15 protein-coding genes are annotated in these 15,745 nt (G+C 70.4%); 11 read left to right on the top strand and 4 right to left on the bottom strand.

What is annotated here, in order from left to right:
• The first annotated feature begins 73 nt into the window (after positions 1-73).
• From tsaB to DEJ25_RS00680, 4 genes are all read left to right on the top strand, one after another.
• Positions 74-694 carry a tRNA (adenosine(37)-N6)-threonylcarbamoyltransferase complex dimerization subunit type 1 TsaB gene (gene tsaB / locus DEJ25_RS00695; protein WP_111043469.1) on the top strand — a complete coding sequence of 207 codons (621 nt, stop codon included), beginning with the start codon at positions 74-76 and terminating at the stop codon, positions 692-694.
• Positions 691-1,230: a ribosomal protein S18-alanine N-acetyltransferase gene (rimI, locus tag DEJ25_RS00690; protein ID WP_258366384.1), complete on the top strand. Its 540-nt coding sequence runs from the start codon at positions 691-693 to the stop codon at positions 1,228-1,230. Before tsaB ends, rimI begins: the two co-directional genes overlap by 4 nt.
• Entirely contained in the window at positions 1,217-2,272 is a 1,056-nt protein-coding gene (tsaD, locus tag DEJ25_RS00685) for a tRNA (adenosine(37)-N6)-threonylcarbamoyltransferase complex transferase subunit TsaD (protein WP_111043468.1), read from the top strand. Before rimI ends, tsaD begins: the two co-directional genes overlap by 14 nt.
• Positions 2,273-2,350: 78 nt before the next feature.
• Positions 2,351-2,920: a DUF4190 domain-containing protein gene (locus DEJ25_RS00680; protein WP_111043467.1), complete on the top strand. Its 570-nt coding sequence runs from the start codon at positions 2,351-2,353 to the stop codon at positions 2,918-2,920.
• Positions 2,921-2,999: 79 nt separating this feature from the next.
• On the opposite strand, the gene DEJ25_RS00675 is transcribed toward DEJ25_RS00680, so the two are convergent.
• Positions 3,000-4,202, bottom strand: a complete 1,203-nt coding sequence (locus tag DEJ25_RS00675) for an SAM-dependent methyltransferase (RefSeq protein ID WP_111043466.1) — start codon at positions 4,200-4,202, stop codon at positions 3,000-3,002.
• Between the two features lie 160 nt (positions 4,203-4,362).
• Here DEJ25_RS00675 and groES point away from each other — a divergent pair, with 160 nt between their 5' ends.
• Both groES and rarD read left to right on the top strand, forming a co-directional pair.
• Positions 4,363-4,659 (top strand): co-chaperone GroES, encoded by a 297-nt coding sequence (gene groES / locus DEJ25_RS00670; RefSeq protein WP_071292506.1) that lies wholly within the window; start codon positions 4,363-4,365, stop codon positions 4,657-4,659.
• Positions 4,660-4,768: 109 nt separating this feature from the next.
• Positions 4,769-5,731, top strand: a complete 963-nt coding sequence (rarD, locus tag DEJ25_RS00665) for an EamA family transporter RarD (RefSeq protein WP_111043465.1) — start codon at positions 4,769-4,771, stop codon at positions 5,729-5,731.
• Positions 5,732-6,017: 286 nt separating this feature from the next.
• Here the strand turns inward: rarD and DEJ25_RS00660 are convergent, their stop codons facing one another.
• Positions 6,018-7,355: an ABC transporter substrate-binding protein gene (locus DEJ25_RS00660; protein WP_110903518.1), complete on the bottom strand. Its 1,338-nt coding sequence runs from the start codon at positions 7,353-7,355 to the stop codon at positions 6,018-6,020.
• A gap of 248 nt (positions 7,356-7,603) precedes the next feature.
• Here DEJ25_RS00660 and DEJ25_RS00655 point away from each other — a divergent pair, with 248 nt between their 5' ends.
• Complete coding sequence (locus DEJ25_RS00655) at positions 7,604-8,422, top strand: SDR family oxidoreductase (protein ID WP_111043464.1); 819 nt, start codon at positions 7,604-7,606, stop codon at positions 8,420-8,422.
• A 90-nt stretch (positions 8,423-8,512) separates the two neighbouring features.
• On the opposite strand, the gene DEJ25_RS00650 is transcribed toward DEJ25_RS00655, so the two are convergent.
• The gene (locus DEJ25_RS00650; protein ID WP_146240593.1) at positions 8,513-9,382 is read right to left on the bottom strand and encodes a hypothetical protein; all 870 of its coding nucleotides are present in this window, start codon (positions 9,380-9,382) and stop codon (positions 8,513-8,515) included.
• Between the two features lie 142 nt (positions 9,383-9,524).
• The gene (gene guaB / locus DEJ25_RS00645; RefSeq protein ID WP_111043462.1) at positions 9,525-11,027 is read right to left on the bottom strand and encodes an IMP dehydrogenase; all 1,503 of its coding nucleotides are present in this window, start codon (positions 11,025-11,027) and stop codon (positions 9,525-9,527) included.
• A gap of 273 nt (positions 11,028-11,300) precedes the next feature.
• Between guaB and DEJ25_RS00640 the strand changes: the two genes are divergently transcribed.
• Genes DEJ25_RS00640 through DEJ25_RS00625 form a run of 4 tightly spaced genes read left to right on the top strand, consistent with a single transcriptional unit; the run spans position 11,301 to position 15,434 of the window.
• Entirely contained in the window at positions 11,301-12,716 is a 1,416-nt protein-coding gene (locus tag DEJ25_RS00640) for a branched-chain amino acid ABC transporter permease (RefSeq protein ID WP_258366383.1), read from the top strand.
• 12 nt (positions 12,717-12,728) lie between these two features.
• Positions 12,729-13,715, top strand: coding sequence for a branched-chain amino acid ABC transporter permease (locus tag DEJ25_RS00635; RefSeq protein WP_111043461.1), 987 nt, complete (start codon positions 12,729-12,731; stop codon positions 13,713-13,715).
• Complete coding sequence (locus tag DEJ25_RS00630; protein ID WP_110903513.1) at positions 13,708-14,637, top strand: ABC transporter ATP-binding protein; 930 nt, start codon at positions 13,708-13,710, stop codon at positions 14,635-14,637. The genes DEJ25_RS00635 and DEJ25_RS00630 overlap by 8 nt, the downstream gene beginning before the upstream one ends.
• Positions 14,634-15,434, top strand: coding sequence for an ABC transporter ATP-binding protein (locus DEJ25_RS00625; protein WP_375334525.1), 801 nt, complete (start codon positions 14,634-14,636; stop codon positions 15,432-15,434). The genes DEJ25_RS00630 and DEJ25_RS00625 overlap by 4 nt, the downstream gene beginning before the upstream one ends.
• Positions 15,435-15,745 lie beyond the last annotated feature (311 nt).

Below are 15,745 nucleotides of genomic sequence, written 5' to 3'. Positions count from 1 at the left end.
GGTCGACGGCCCGGGCGCTGTCGCTCCGTGCGGACCACGCTGCCCGACCTGCCGTCGCGCCTACGATGGTCGGGTGCTGCTCGCGATCGACACCTCCGCCGGGACCTCGGTCGCCGTCGTCGACCCGGCGACCCGCCAGGTCCTCGCCGAGCGCGGGACCGAGGACACCCGCCGTCACGCCGAGGTGATCGGGCCGTTCCTCGACGAGGTCCTGCGTGCCGCCGGCATCACGCCCGCGGACGTCACGGGCGTCGTCGCCGGCATGGGCCCCGGACCGTTCACCGGCCTCCGTGTCGGCATCGCCGCCGCCCGCACCTTCGCCGCTGCCCGCGGTGTCCCGTTCCTGCCGTTGGTCAGCCACGACGCCGTGGCCGCCGGTGAGCAGGGTCCGCTCGTCGTCCTGACGGACGCCCGCCGCCGTGAGGTCGCGTGGAGCGCGTACGACGCCGACGGCGTCCGTGTCGCCGGGCCGGGTCTCGCCCGGCCGGCGGACCTGGACGACGTGCTGGGGGCCTCCCGTCCCGACCTCGTCGACTGGCCCCGTCACACCGCCGTCACCATCCCGGCCGGGAGGCTCGGGGTGCTCGCCGCGGACCGGCTCACCTCCGGCGCACCCCTGGCCGCGGACACGCCGGTGTACCTGCGCGAACCCGACGTGACGGTGCCCGGTGCGCCGAAGCGGGTGGCTCGGTGACCGCGCTGCCGGAGGGTCTGCGGATCCGTCGGGCGCACCCCCAGGACCTCGACGACGTCATGTGGCTCGAACGCGCCTCGTTCCCGACCGACGCGTGGTCGACGTCGCAGATGTCCGCAGAGCTGTACTCACCGCACGGCTACTACGTCGTGGTCGAGACGACCGACGAGGGCGCGGTGCCGACGGTCGTCGGGTACGCGGGACTGTCGTCGCTGCCCGGCAACCCGGTGGCCGACGTGCAGACCATCGCGGTCGCCGCCGAGCAGCGGGGGAGGGGCCTCGGCCGGGTGCTCTTCACCGAGCTCCTCGACGAAGCCCGACGCCGCGGCGTCCACGAGGTCTTCCTCGAGGTCCGCGCCGACAACCCCGTCGCGCAGACCATGTACACCGGCTTCGGGTTCGAGCACATCGCAACCCGGCCGCGGTACTACCAGCCCGACGGGGTCGACGCGTGGGTGATGCGTGCAGCACTGGAGCCCGCGACCCGGTCCGCCCCGGGCCCGATCGGACAGGAGGCGCTCGATGAGCGCGACTGAACCCCTGGTGCTCGGCATCGAGACGAGCTGCGACGAGACCGGCGTCGGCATCGTCCGCGGCACCACCCTGCTCGCGAACGTCATCGCGTCGAGCATGGACGAGCACGCCCGCTACGGCGGAGTCGTCCCCGAGGTCGCCGCACGGGCGCACCTCGAGGCGATGACCCCGACCCTGCAGCAGGCACTCGAACAGGCCGGTGTCACCCTCGACGAGCTCGACGCCGTCGCCGTGACGGCGGGTCCGGGGCTCGCCGGTGCCCTGATGGTCGGGGTCGGCGCCGCGAAGGCGCTCGCCGTGGCGACCGGCAAGCCGCTGTACGGCGTGAACCACCTGGTCGGTCACGTGGGCGCGGACGTCCTGCGACCGGACGGATCCGAGATCGACCTGCCGACCGTGGCCCTGCTGGTCTCCGGCGGGCACACGTCGCTGCTCCTCGTGCGGGACCTGGTCGGAGACGTCGAGCTCCTCGGCGAGACCATCGACGACGCGGCGGGCGAGGCGTTCGACAAGGTCGCCCGACTCCTCGGGCTGCCCTACCCCGGCGGACCGCAGATCGACCGGGCCGCGGCGGACGGCGACCCCACCGCGATCCGGTTCCCGCGCGGCCTGACGCTGCCGAAGGACATGGCGGCGCACCGGTACGACTTCTCGTTCTCCGGGCTGAAGACCGCCGTCGCCCGCTGGGTCGAGCGCTGCCGTGACGAGGGCCGCGAGGTCCCCGTGGCCGACGTCGCCGCGAGCTTCCGGGAGGCCGTGGTCGACGTCCTGCTGACCAAGGCCCTGAACGCCTGCCGGGACACCGGCGTCGACCGGCTGCTGCTGGGCGGCGGGGTGGTCGCGAACGCCCGGCTGCGGCAGGTCGCCGAGGAACGGTGCGCTGCCGCCGGTGTCGCGCTGCGCATCCCGCCGTTCGACCTGTGCACGGACAACGGCGCGATGATCGCGGCCGTCGGGGCACGGCTCGTCGCCGAGGGGCACGCGCCGAGTGCCCTGGGCATCGCGGCGGACTCCACCCTGCCGGTGACGACCGTCCAGGTCTGAGCCCGACGCCCGGGTCCCTCCGGGCGCCGTGTGGGAGGATCGGGGACGGCGGTCGAGCGGCCGTCAGGAGGGTGCAACGTGTCCGATCTGAACGACCGATCGAAGCCGGACGAGACGCCCCGGCAGGGGCAGCAGTACCCGTCCGGGCAGCAGAGCCAGGGGTGGCAGCAGCCGGGGCAGTACGGCCAGCCGGGGCAGTACGGCCGGTCGCAGCAGTACGGCCAGTACGGTGCCGCTCAGCAGAACCCGTACGCCCAGCAGGACCCGTACGCCGCTCCGCAGTACGGCAACCCCGGGGTGCACGACCCCTACCGGGCCAGCACGCACAACCCGTACGCCCCGCAGAGGACGAGCACCCTCGCGATCCTGTCGATCGTCTTCGCGTTCGGCGGCCTGGTCTTCCCGCTGCTGGTGATCCTCACGAGCCCGGTCGGCGCGATCCTGGGGCACGTCGCCCTCGGCCGTATCAAGCAGACGGGGGAGCAGGGCCGCGGCCTGGCACTCGCCGGCATCATCGGCGGCTGGATCCTGACCGCGCTCTTCGTCCTGATCGTCATCGCGATCATCGCCATCGCCTCATCGATCCCCCAGACGGGCGGCACCGGCTGGGACGGCTCCGGCGGCGGTACCGGCGCCGTCGTCGCCTGACCTCGGGGCTCGCGCGACGACCCGTGGGCTGCGCCCGACCCCGTCGGCTGAGCCCGACCCCGCGTGCTGCGCCCTCTGCTCAGCCGGCCACGTCGGTGAGCCGTTCGCACAGGACGGCAGTGTGTCGTCCCTCCAGTCGGGTGAGCACCAGCGTCACGCTCCCACGGCCCCGCAGACGCAACCGCTTGCGGAACTCGGCCGGGTCCACGTCGACCCCGCGCTTCTTGATCTCCACGGTGCCGATGTCGTCCGCGGCCAGACGCGCAGCCAGGCGCTTGACGTCGAGCGGCATGGTGTCGAGCACCCGGAACCCCTGCGCGAACGGCGTGACGAGGGCCCGGTCGGACGTGATGTACGCGATGCCCTCGGAGAGCATCCGGCCGTTGATCGAGCGTGCGAGGTCCCCGATCAGCCGTGCGCGGATCACGGCGCCGTCCGGCTCGTACAGGTAGGCACCGAGCGCGCCGACCTCGACGTCCTCGGCATCGGCTGCGCCCGTCAGTTCCGCGATGCCGTGCGGGCCGACGACGGTCGCGGCACGGCGGATCCCGGGGCGGGCGAGCGGGCCGAACCACAGGGCGAGTTCGACGACCTCCCGGTCGACGGAGGTCCACTGCGCCTCGGCGGTGTCGGGGATCAGGTCACGGTCGATGCCCGGGCCGAGCTTCACCCCGGTCGGGGTCGTCGTGGCGGCCGCGATCACCGTGTCGAGTGAGGGCGACCAGTCGTCGGGGTCGGCCAGACGGCGGGTGTCCGAGTGCCCGCTCGTGCGGCGGGCCGGGTCCATCCAGACCCCGTCGACGGCGGACAGGTCGAACGAGGCGGCGTCACCGAGCGCGACGCGGGCGTTCGGCCACGGGGCCAGGTTGTGCGTCGCGACGGCCGCCGTCACCTCGTCACGGTCGACCGCGGTGACGTCGAGGTCGAGCGCGGCCATGGCCAACGCGTCACCACCGATCCCGCAGCCGAGGTCCGCGACCCGCTGCAGGCCGGCGGCGGCGAAGCGTCCGGCGTGCTGCGCGGCGACCTGCAGCCGGGTGGCCTGCTCGAGGCCCGCCTCGGTGAAGAGCATGCGGGCGGCGAACTCGCCGAACTTGCCGCGGGCCTTCTGCCGGAGCTTCGCCTGGGTCAGGACGGCCGCCACCAGGGCCGGGTCGTGCCCCTCGGCCCGCAGCCGCGACACCACCCGGACGATCTCGCCGCCGTCGGAGACCGAGGGCGTACGGTCGAGCAGGTCCATCCCGGCCGGGGTCAGCAGCTGGGTGAGTTCGGCGGCGTCCATGCCCTGATCCTCCCAGGCGGCGGACACGACCGTGGAGCACTGGCACTCGGATTGACCGAGTGCCAGTGACGTCCTACAGTTGGGGTTGGCACTCTCCCGAGGGAAGTGCCAACCCGGTTTTCGTCAGTACCGAACACGTACCGAGAAAGAAGAGGTCACCGTGGCCGTCAGCATCAAGCCGCTCGAAGATCGCATCGTCATCCGTCAGGTGGAGGCGGAGCAGACCACCGCGTCCGGTCTGGTCATCCCGGACACCGCGAAGGAGAAGCCCCAGGAGGGCGAGGTCGTCGCCGTGGGCCCCGGTCGTATCGACGACAACGGCAACCGCGTGCCGCTCGACGTCGCCGTCGGCGACAAGGTCATCTACTCGAAGTACGGCGGCACCGAGGTCAAGTACTCGGGCGAGGACCTGCTGGTCCTCTCCGCCCGCGACGTCCTCGCGGTCATCGAGCACTGACACCCGCTCCACGAAACGCCCCGTCGGCCTGGCCGACGGGGCGTTTCGTCGTCCGCCGGGAGGCCCGCCACCAGCACCCGACCTCGGCTCGCCTTCCTAGGATGGTTCCGTGAGTGAACCGAGTCCCACGCGCCCCGCGCGCAGCGAGGCGTCCGTCGGCGTCGTGCAGGCCGTCATCGCCTACGGTCTCTGGGGGTTGATGCCGCTCCTGTTCGCCGCGATGGCACCGGCCGGGCCGTTCGAGATCGTCGCCTGGCGCATCGTCTTCGGCCTCGGGTTCTGTGCGATCGCGATCGCCGTGACGCGGACGTGGCTCCGGACCCGGGCGTTGCTCGCCGACCGCCGCGTGATGGCCGTCCTGGCACTCGCCGCCGTCCTGATCCTGGTGAACTGGACCGTGTACGTCGCCGCGACGACGACCGGGCACACGGTCGAGGCCGCGCTCGGGTACTTCATCAACCCGCTCGTGACGATCGCGCTCGGTGTCGTCCTGCTCCACGAGCGACTCCGGCCGGCACAGTGGGCAGCGGTCGGGATCAGCGTGGTGGCGGTCGTCGTGATCGCGGTCGGCTACGGGCGGGTCCCGTGGATCTCGCTCACCCTGGCCTTCTCGTTCGGGCTGTACGGGCTCGTGAAGAAGCGGGTCGGTGGCACGGTCGACGCGCTCAGCGGACTCACGATCGAGACGATGTGGCTGACGCCGCTCGCGGTGGGGGTGCTCGTCGTCCTGGGCACCACGGGTCTGGCCGGCGGCGTGACCCTCGGCGGCGAGGGCTGGCTGCACACGCTCATCATGATCGGCGCGGGACCGGCGACGGCTGTGCCGCTCCTGCTCTTCGCGTCGTCCGCTCGGCGGCTGACGCTCTCCACGCTCGGGCTGACGCAGTACCTGACGCCGGTGATGCAGCTCGTGGTCGGGGTGACGATCCAGCACGAGGCGATGTCGGGCTCGCGGTGGGTCGGCTTCGCGATCGTGTGGGTCGCGCTCGTGGTGCTCACGGTGGACTCGTTCACGGCGGCGCGGCGTGTGCGACGCACCCCGGTGCCTGAGGTGGCGGACGCCGGGGCGTAGGCGGTCCACCGGGTCTCCCCGGGCCTCCAGTCTGCCGTCTGCCCGAGACGCCCCCGTCTGTGCGAGACGCCGCCGTGTGTGCGAGACGCCGCCGTGTGTGCGAGACGCCGCCGTGTGTGCGAGACGCCGCGACCGCTGCGAGACGCCGCGGAGTCGGCGGTGTTTCGGCGGCATCGCGGCGTCCTCTGGCGACGCCACCGTCTCGCGCGCATGCAGGGACCACCCGGCGCACGCGAACGGCCCCCGGGAGCTGCTGCTCCCGGGGGCCGTCGTGGTGCTGGTGCGGTTACTTCGAGACCGAGCCCTGGATGGCGCTCTGGTAGACCGGCTTGTTGTCCGAGTCGAACTTGTAGATGCCGATGTAGGCGCTCGACGGGTCGTTCTTCTTGTCGAACGGGCCGATGCCGGACGGACCGGTGTAGTGGATGTCCTTGCCGTCGTCCAGCAGAGCCTTGCACTCCTTGAACGTCGCGCACTCGGTGCCACCGTCGGCGCCGGACACCGCAGCCATGTTGGCCTGGATGGTGCCGGAGTCGGTGCCCTTGCCCTTCACCGCGGCGAGGGCGGCGATGGTCGTGGCGTCGTAGGACTCAGCCGCGTACGAGAAGTCGGCGAGGTCCTTGCCGGAGGACTTCTTGTAGAACTCCACCAGACGCTGCTTCAGCTCGTCCTTCGGGCTGGCACCGGGGATGGTGCCCTGGGCGCCGTCGAGGGTGCCCTTGTCGAAGTCCTTCGAGTAGTCCGCGGTGTTGCCGTCGGACATGTAGATCTTCGCCTTGTTCCCCTGCGAGACGAGCTCGGGGATGATCGACTTCGTCTCGTCGAAGGCGAGCACGACGATCGCGTCGGGCTTCGCGGCGAGTGCCGCGGTCACCTCGGACGAGAACGTGGTCTGTCCGGGCGGGAACTCCTGGCCCTTGCCCTTGGCGCCGTAGACGACCTGGCCGCCGGCGGCCTCGACGGCCTCCTGGACGGAGTTGCGGAGGCCGGTGCCGTACGTGTCGTTGAAGACGAGGAACGCGACCTTGGCGTTGCCGTCACCCGTGACGAGCTGGCCGAGCGCGGAGCCCTGCACCGAGTCCGGCGGAGCGGTGCGGTAGTAGTGCGAGGAGTACCCGGACAGGTCGGTCGCGGTGTTGGCCGGCGAGACCTGGACGATGCAGTTGCTGGTGAGCTGGTCGATCACGTTGAGCGTGACGGACGAGGACTCGGCGCCGATGACGACGGGGACCTTGGCGTTGACGAGCTTCGTCGCGGCCGAGCTCGAGACGGTCATGTCGTTGCTGTCACCGGAGTCGGTGGCAGGGTCGATCGTGACGTCCTTGTCGAGCACGCCGCCGCCGGAGTTGATGTCCTCGACCGCGAGGCCGACGCCGGACTCGGCGGGCGGGTTCAGGTAGGCGAGCGATCCGGTCAGCGGCAGGATCGTGCCGATCTTCAGAGCGTCGGTGCTGGGCGACGAGGGGGCCTGGCAGCTCGCGGCCGGGTCCTTCTTCGCACCGCCGGCCGAAGCCGACTCGGAGGAGCCGCCACCGGCGTTGCTCGAGGTGGAACAGGCGGCGAGGAGCACCGCTGCAGCTCCCGCCAGTGCCAGCGCCGTGGTGGCGCGGGTGGTTCTGATCATCCGTGGAACCCTTTCTCTGCGCAGAGGCCCTACCGCATCGGGTCGAGCGCGGCGTCTCCGCGTGGGATGTGGAGAAAACTAGGGTCGATGTGTTTCGCCCGTGTGACGGAAGTACACACCTGGATGTTTCGTTACAGAGCCGTGACTCTTCTGAACAGCCTCACCGGAACCCCTGATGAGAAGTCCGTCTGGACGGTCTCCGCGGTTCCGGACGGACGTCGGGGAGGCCCGGCGTACGTTCCCGAGGCATGAGCGAGCCATCTTCGACCACCCAGTTCCGGCCCTCCCGGGCCATCGTCACCGGTGCAGAATCCGGTATCGGACGCGCCACCGCCGTCGCCCTCGCGGCTGCCGGGATGGACGTCGGCATCACGTACCTGTCCGAGCCCGATCGTGCCCAGGAGACCGCGGAGGAGATCCGCGCAGAGGGCCGTCAGGCGTTCGTCGAGCAGATCGACGTCACCGACCTCGCGAGCGCCGGCGCGGTGATCGAGCGGCTCGCGGAGCAGCTCGGCGGTGTGGACGTCATCGTCGCTGACGCAGGCACGGGCGACAACGCGCCGTTCCTCGACATGACGCTCGACCAGTGGCGGCACACCGTGTCCACCGACCTGGATGGCGCGTTCGTCACGATCCAGGCTGCTGCTCGGCGCATGGTCGCGCAGGGCACCGGCGGCCGGATCATCGGCATCACGAGCGTCCACGAGCACCAGCCCCGCTACGGCTCGAGTGCGTACGACGCCGCCAAGCACGGGCTCGGCGGACTGCTCAAGACGATCGCGATCGAGCTCGCCGAGCACGGCATCACCGCGAACGCCGTCGCCCCGGGCGAGATCGCGACGCGGATGACCGGGGCCGAGGACGAGGACCCGCACACGATCTCCCGTCCCGGGGTTCCACTCGGCCGTCCGGGCAACGCGTGGGAGATCGCGGCCGCAGTGGCGTTCCTGGCCTCGCCCGCGTCGTCGTACATCACCGGCGTCTCGCTGCCCGTCGACGGCGGCATGCTGCAGATGGGCCCCCACGGCGGCAGCCACATCACGTCGAACGACTGGCGCAGCGCGTAGCCCCTCGCAAAACGCAACCTCGGCGGCTTCTCGCAGCGCTGTACCGCGGCGCCTCGCCGCCGGGGTTGCGTTTTGCGGGCCGGGCCAGGCTCACGGACCGGTCGGGAGGCCCGCACCCCGCAGCAAAGCCTGCAAGCGACCCGGGGTGCGGACCTCCACCCACCCCCACCGGACGACCGTCCGGACATCGTGCCGGAGGAGCAGCGCCGACTGCCGGGCCTTCTCGTCGCGCACAGCCCCGGGCTCGTCGTACTTCGTCATCCCGTCGAACTCCCCGACGACGCCGTACCGCGGCCACCAGAAGTCGACCCGGAAACGCCCGAAGGACTGCTGCAGGACCGGCGGTGCGAAGCCGTCCTCGTCGAGGCGGACGCGGCTCACCGACTCACCCGGTGACTCGGCCAGCGGATCGGCGAACCGGAGTGCTCGACGTGCGCGCGTGATGCCCCGAGGCGTGGGCCAGTCGGCGAAGGCGCGGCGCAGGGTGTCGATGTCGAGCAGGCGCTCGTGCAGGACGTGGTCGAGCACCGCGACGACGTTCTCGTACGACGTGCTGCGTGCCAGGTCGACGACGGTACGGAGGAGTGACGTGACGCGGTGTCCGTCGACGGTCGACACGGCAGCGGACTCCAGGGGCGCTGCATGTCGGACGACTCGGCGCCCGGAGTGGGTCGTGCCGATGAGGGGATCGGTCACGTGCACCCGTGGGTCGGGCCGGTCGACGTCGGGCAGGCCCCAGAGCAGCCCGGCGGAGCGGTGGGACAGCGCGCGCCACTCGCCCACAGTGGTGACCACGGCCTCCAGGACCAGTCGTTGGCGTTCCCGGACGGACGCGCGCTCCCACGCGGTCGCGTCGACGGCGGCGCCGTGGGTGACGCGGACGAGTTCCCCGCGCCGGATGCGGTGTTGCGACTCGCTGTCGTTGGAGCGGAGCAGGAGCAGTCGTGGGGGTTCGTCCATCACCCCACTGTGCGAGCGCTACCGCCGCAGTGAGCCTCGTCGCTTCGATCTGTGGAAAGTCCTCTCGCGAAACGCAACGTGGGCGGCACTTCGCAGCGGAATACCGCTGCGGAGCGCCGCCCACGTTGCGTTTCGCGGAAGGCTAGCCGCGGTAGTTCGGCGCCTCGACGACCATCTGGACGTCGTGCGGGTGGGACTCCTTGAGCCCCGCCGCGGTGATGCGGACGAACTTGCCACGGGCCTTGAGCTCGGGGATCGTGCGGCCGCCGACGTAGAACATCGACTGCCGCAGCCCACCGGTGAGCTGGTAGACGACGTTGCCGACCGAACCGCGGTAGGGCACCTGGCCCTCGATGCCCTCCGGGATGAGCTTGTCGTCGTTCGGCACGTCGGCCTGGAAGTAGCGGTCCTTCGAGTACGAGGTCTTCTTGCCACGGGTCTGCAGGGCCCCGAGGGACCCCATGCCGCGGTAGGCCTTGAACTGCTTGCCCCCCACGAACACCAGGTCACCGGGGGACTCGTCGGTGCCGGCCAGCAGCGAGCCGAGCATGACGGTGTCGGCGCCGGCCACCAGGGCCTTCGCGATGTCGCCGGAGTACTGCAGGCCACCGTCGGCGATGACCGGCACACCGGCTTCGCGTGCGGCGAGGGAGGCCTCGTACACGGCGGTCACCTGCGGAACGCCGACACCGGCGACGACCCGGGTGGTGCAGATCGAGCCCGGGCCGACGCCGACCTTGACGGCGTCCACACCGGCGTCGATGAGCGCCTGGGCACCCGCGCGGGTGGCGACGTTGCCGCCGATGACGTCGATCGCGTCGAACGTCGGGTCGGCCTTCAGGCGTCGGACCATGTCGAGCACGCCTTCGCTCTCGCCGTTGGCCGTGTCAACGACGAGCACGTCGACGCCGGCGTCACGCAGAGCCTCGGCACGCTGCCAGGCGTCCCCGAAGAAGCCGATCGCGGCACCGACGCGGAGTCGGCCCTCGTCGTCCTTCGTGGCGTCCGGGTACTGCTCGCTCTTGTCGAAGTCCTTGACGGTGATGAGGCCGCGGAGCTTGCCCTCGGCGTCGACCAGCGGCAGCTTCTCGATCTTGTGCTGCGCGAAGATGGCGATCGCCTCTTCGGGGTCGATGCCCTCCATCGCGGTGATCAGCGGTGCCTTGGTCATCACGTCGCGCACGGAGGTGGTGGCCTGCTCGAACGAGGCGACGAAGCGCATGTCCCGGTTCGTGATGATGCCGACGAGCGTGCCGTCGGCCTCGACCACCGGCAGACCGGAGACGCGGAACTGCCCGCAGAGCGCGTCGACCTCGGCCACGGTGGCGTCGGGCGTGGTGGTCACCGGGTTGGTGATCATGCCCGACTCGGAGCGCTTGACCTTGTCGACGTAGGCCGCCTGGTCCGCGATCGACAGGTTGCGGTGCAGGATCCCGATGCCGCCCTGGCGCGCCATGGCGATGGCCATGCGCGACTCGGTGACGGTGTCCATCGCGGCGGAGAGCAGCGGCACGTTGACCGAGATCCGCTTGGTGAGCCGGGACGCCGTGGACGCCTCGCTCGGGATGACGTCGGTGTGCCCCGGCAGGAGCATGACGTCGTCGTACGTGAGTCCGATGAATCCGAACGGATCCGGCTGGTCCATGGGTCCCCTTCGTGGGCGCGACAAGTGGTCGAGACACCGGGAACGCTGCGGTGGGCTCCGGATAGGACATGGTAACGCGCGGGCTGCGCGCGCCATTCCGGTCGCCTCCCAAGTCGCTGTACCGGCCGGACGGGAGGCTCGTCTCGGGATTGCAAATCGACGCGCCTGAGCAACATCACGGTTCCGGCACGATTTGTGCAGGGAACGTGCCGGAAACACGGGGGACACAAAAAATCCCTAGGGTCCTCGACTATCCGAACGAGAGGCTCATCCGTGGGTTCCATCACTCCGCCGGGGTCAGTGCTCGCGCACCGACTCCGCCGCGGGGCACCAGGCCGCCGTCGCCTGGTCCTCGCCGCCGTGCTCTTCCTCGCCTTCCTCGCCACCTTCGCGGTCGACTGGGCACTCACGCCCGTCGCCGACGCAGCGACCAGCAGCCCCAGCTCCAGCAGCGCGCCCGCGAGCACCGGGCCCTGTGTCGTCAGCACCTTGAACGGCTGCATCCAAGGCACCATCCTCGACTCCGACCGGAAGCCCACCGAGGGCGTCGCCGTGGCGGTCACCGGACCCGGCTCGTTCACCGGCTCCTCGACAACGAACGCCGACGGACGCTGGTCCGTCAGCATCCCGGCAGCTGGGTCGTACACCGTCAAGGTCGACCAGGACTCCCTGCCGAAGGGGCAGTACCTGACCGATGCGAAGGACGCCGCCCGCACCGTCCAGGGGAACCTGAACGCCAACGCCGGCACGATCTTCCAGCTCTCCGACCAGGAGGGCGCCACGACCGACACCGCCACCACCAGCGTCACGGCCGCCCGGTTCTGGCAGCAGTTCGCCTCCGGCATCCGCCTGGGCCTGCTCATCGCCCTCGCCTCGATCGGCCTCTCGCTGATCTACGGCACGACCGGACTGTCGAGCTTCTCGCACGGCGAGCAGGTCACCCTCGGCGGACTCCTGGCCTACGTCTTCGCGAATCAGCTCGGATGGAACATCTGGCTCGCCGGGATCGTCACGGTGCTGCTCTGCGCCGCCTCCGGGTACCTGCAGGACGCCGGCATCTGGAAGCCGCTCCGCAAGCGCCGGATCAGCCTCACCCAGCTCATGATCGTGACGATCGGCCTCTCGATCGCCGCGCAGTACGCCTTCCAGTACTTCTTCGGCGCCTCGACCGTCCGCATCCAGCAGGGCAACCCCGAGACGGTGACCTTCGCCGGCATCACCCTCACCGTGCAGTCCTACGTCGCGATGGGCATCGCCCTCGTGGTCCTCATCGGCACGGGGCTGTTCCTCGCGAAGACCCGCTTCGGCCGTGCCACCCGCGCCGTGTCGGACAACCCGGCGCTCGCCGCGGCCTCCGGCATCGACGTCGACCGGGTGATCCGCTTCGTGTGGACGCTCGCCGCCGGTCTCGCCGGGCTCTCCGGCGTGATGCTCGGCCTGGTGCTCAACGGCGTGAACTGGCAGACCGGTCTGCAGCTCCTGCTCCTGATGTTCGCGTCCGTGACCCTCGGTGGTCTCGGGACGGCCTACGGCGCACTCGTCGGTTCGATGATCATCGGCATCGTCGTGGAGCTCACGAACCTGGTGCTGCCCGGTGACTTCAAGTACGCCACCGCCCTCGTCATCCTCATCCTCATCCTGCTGTTCCGGCCGCAGGGCATCTTCGGCCGTGCCGAGCGGATCGGTTAAGGGAGCACCCGCATGGACTACATCCTCCAACTCCTCAGCTCCCTGACGCAGGAAGCCCTCGCCCCCACGACCGCGGCGTTCGCCCTCGCCGCGATCGGCCTCAACGTGCACTTCGGCCTCACCGGCCTGGTCAACATGGGTCAGGCGGCGTTCCTGCTGCTCGGCGCGTACGGCTTCGCGATCTCCATCACGAACGGCCTGCCCCTCGGCCTGGCGGTGCTCGTCGCGCTCGCGATCGCCATCGTGTTCGCGATCATCCTCGGCATCCCGACCCTGCGGTTGCGCGGGGACTACCTGGCGATCGTGACGATCTCGGGCGCCGAGATCATCCGCATGGTCGGTCGGTCCAGCCTGCTCACCGACACCACCGGCGGTTCGAACGGCATCACCGGCTCCAGCTACCGCGAACCCTTCAACGCGCTGAGCTTCCTGCCGGACGGCACCACGACGATCCTCTGGTTCACGTACTCGAACAACGGGGTGAACGGCTGGTGGATCCGCATCGTCGGCTGGGGCCTCGTCGCCCTGTTCACCCTCGTGCTGTTCCTGCTCATGCGCAGCCCCTGGGGCCGCGTCGTGAAGGCGATCCGCGAGGACGAGGACGCCGTCCGCTCCCTCGGCAAGAACGTCTACTCGTACAAGATGCAGGCGCTCGTCTTCGGTGGCGCACTCGGCGCGCTCGGCGGCGTCATCTACGTCCTGCCGAGTTCGGTGCAGCCGGACGCGATGGGCCGGTCGATGACGTTCTTCATCTGGACGGCGCTCATCCTCGGCGGCGCGGCGACGGTGTTCGGCCCGGTGCTCGGGTCGGTGCTGTTCTTCGTCCTCCGGCTCTTCATCCGCACGCTCGCGGGTGACTTCATCCCGAACTCGATCATGAACGCGCAGCAGGCCGAGCAGTTCTCCTACGTGCTCGTCGGCGTCGCGCTCATGCTCCTCATCGTCTTCCGCCCGCAGGGACTCCTCGGGAACAAGAAGGAGCTGACGTTCAGTGTCTGACCCGACCACCATCCAGCGCGTCCCGGGTGCCGCGAAGCCCGACGCCATCCTCACCGTCGACAACATCACCCGGAAGTTCGGCGGCATGACCGCGGTCGACGTCGACCACCTCGAGGTGCAGCGCGGCCAGATCACGGCCCTGATCGGCCCGAACGGTGCCGGCAAGACCACGTTCTTCAACCTGCTGACCGGCTTCGACAAGCCGTCGAGCGGGAAGGACGCTCGGTGGCAGTTCAACGGGCGGACGCTCGGCAACACGGGTGCTGCGAAGGTCGCTCGTGCCGGCATGGTCCGCACGTTCCAGCTCACGAAGGCGCTGTCCCGCCTGACCGTGATGCAGAACATGCTGCTCGGCGCGAAGGACCAGCCGGGGGAGAACTTCTTCGCCGCACTCGTCCGGCCGGTGTGGTCGAAGCGCGAGAAGGAGATCACCGCGAAGGCGGAGGACCTGCTCGACCGCTTCAAGCTCCTCGAGAAGAAGGACGACTACGCCGGGTCGCTCTCCGGTGGCCAGCGCAAGCTCCTCGAGATGGCCCGCGCGTTGATGTCCGACCCGACGATGATCATGCTCGATGAGCCGATGGCCGGCGTGAACCCGGCGCTGACCCAGTCGCTGCTCGGGCACATCCAGTCCCTGCGCGACGACGGCATGACCGTGCTGTTCGTCGAGCACGACATGCACATGGTCCGGCACATCTCCGACTGGGTGGTCGTGATGGCCGAGGGCAAGGTCGTGGCCGAGGGCCCGGCCGCCACCGTGATGGACGACCAGGCCGTGATCGACGCCTACCTCGGCGCCCACCACGACACCGACCTGGGTGACGACTCGCTCCTCACCGAGGAGACCTACGAGGAACTCGCCGACGAGGTCGCAGACGAGGACGCGGCGGACGCCGCCGACGAAGGGAAGGCGACCCGATGACGGACGCGACGAACGAGGCGGGCGTGAGCCGGGCCTCCAGTGCGGGTGCGACGGCGACCGTGGAACCGGTCATGCGGGCCAGCGACCTGGTCGCCGGGTACCTGCCGGGCGTGAACATCCTCAACGGCTGCGACCTGGTCTGCTACCCGGGCGAGCTCATCGGCATCATCGGCCCGAACGGTGCCGGCAAGTCGACGCTCCTCAAGGCGCTGTTCGGCCTGGTCAACGTCCGAGAGGGGTCCGTGACGCTGCAGGGCGAGGACATCACGAACCTCAAGGCGAACAAGCTCGTGCAGGCCGGGGTCGGCTTCGTCCCGCAGACGAACAACGTGTTCCCGTCGCTCTCCATCGAGGAGAACCTGCAGATGGGGCTGTACCTGCGGCCGAAGAAGTTCAGCGAGCGGCTCGAGGTCATCTACGACCTGTTCCCCGTGCTCGGGCAGCGCAAGGGCCAGCGTGCCGGGTCGCTCTCCGGCGGTGAGCGGCAGTCGGTCGCGATGGCACGGGCGCTGATGATGGACCCGAAGGTGCTGCTGCTCGACGAGCCGAGCGCGGGCCTGTCGCCGGTGCGTCAGGACGAGACCTTCATCCGCACCCGCCGTATCAACAAGGCCGGCGTCTCCGTGATCATGGTCGAGCAGAACGCCCGCCGTTGCCTGCAGATCTGTGACCGCGGCTACGTCCTCGACCAGGGGCGGAACGCCTACTCGGGCACCGGGAAGGAGCTCGCCGACGACCCCAAGGTCATCGAGCTCTACCTCGGGACGCTCGCCAAGGACGTCGACGACGCTCGCTGAGCCCGTCGACATCGCGGGTGCCGCTGTGGGGGCAGCACCCGCGACCGGTGGGGCCGTGCTGGCTGCGCGTGCGCGCCGCACGGCCCCGCTCTCGTTCCCGGTGGTGGGGCGGGGGCGTCGTCGAGACGCCCCCGTCTGCTCGAGACGCCCCCGTCCGCTCGAGACGCCCGCGTCTGCTCGAGACGCCCCCGTCCGCTCGAGACGCCCCGCAGTCACTGCGACGCCGCGAGATCCGGCGGCGTCTCCCACACATCGCGGCGCTGCTCACGGACGTGGGCGTCTCGCCCGTCGACGCCGGCGTCCCGCGTGAC

The organism is Curtobacterium sp. MCPF17_011 (assembly GCF_003234145.1).
In the GTDB taxonomy this organism is placed as follows: domain Bacteria; phylum Actinomycetota; class Actinomycetes; order Actinomycetales; family Microbacteriaceae; genus Curtobacterium.
Note: the sequence above shows the minus strand (reverse complement) of the source record. Positions and strands in the feature narration are given on the sequence as shown.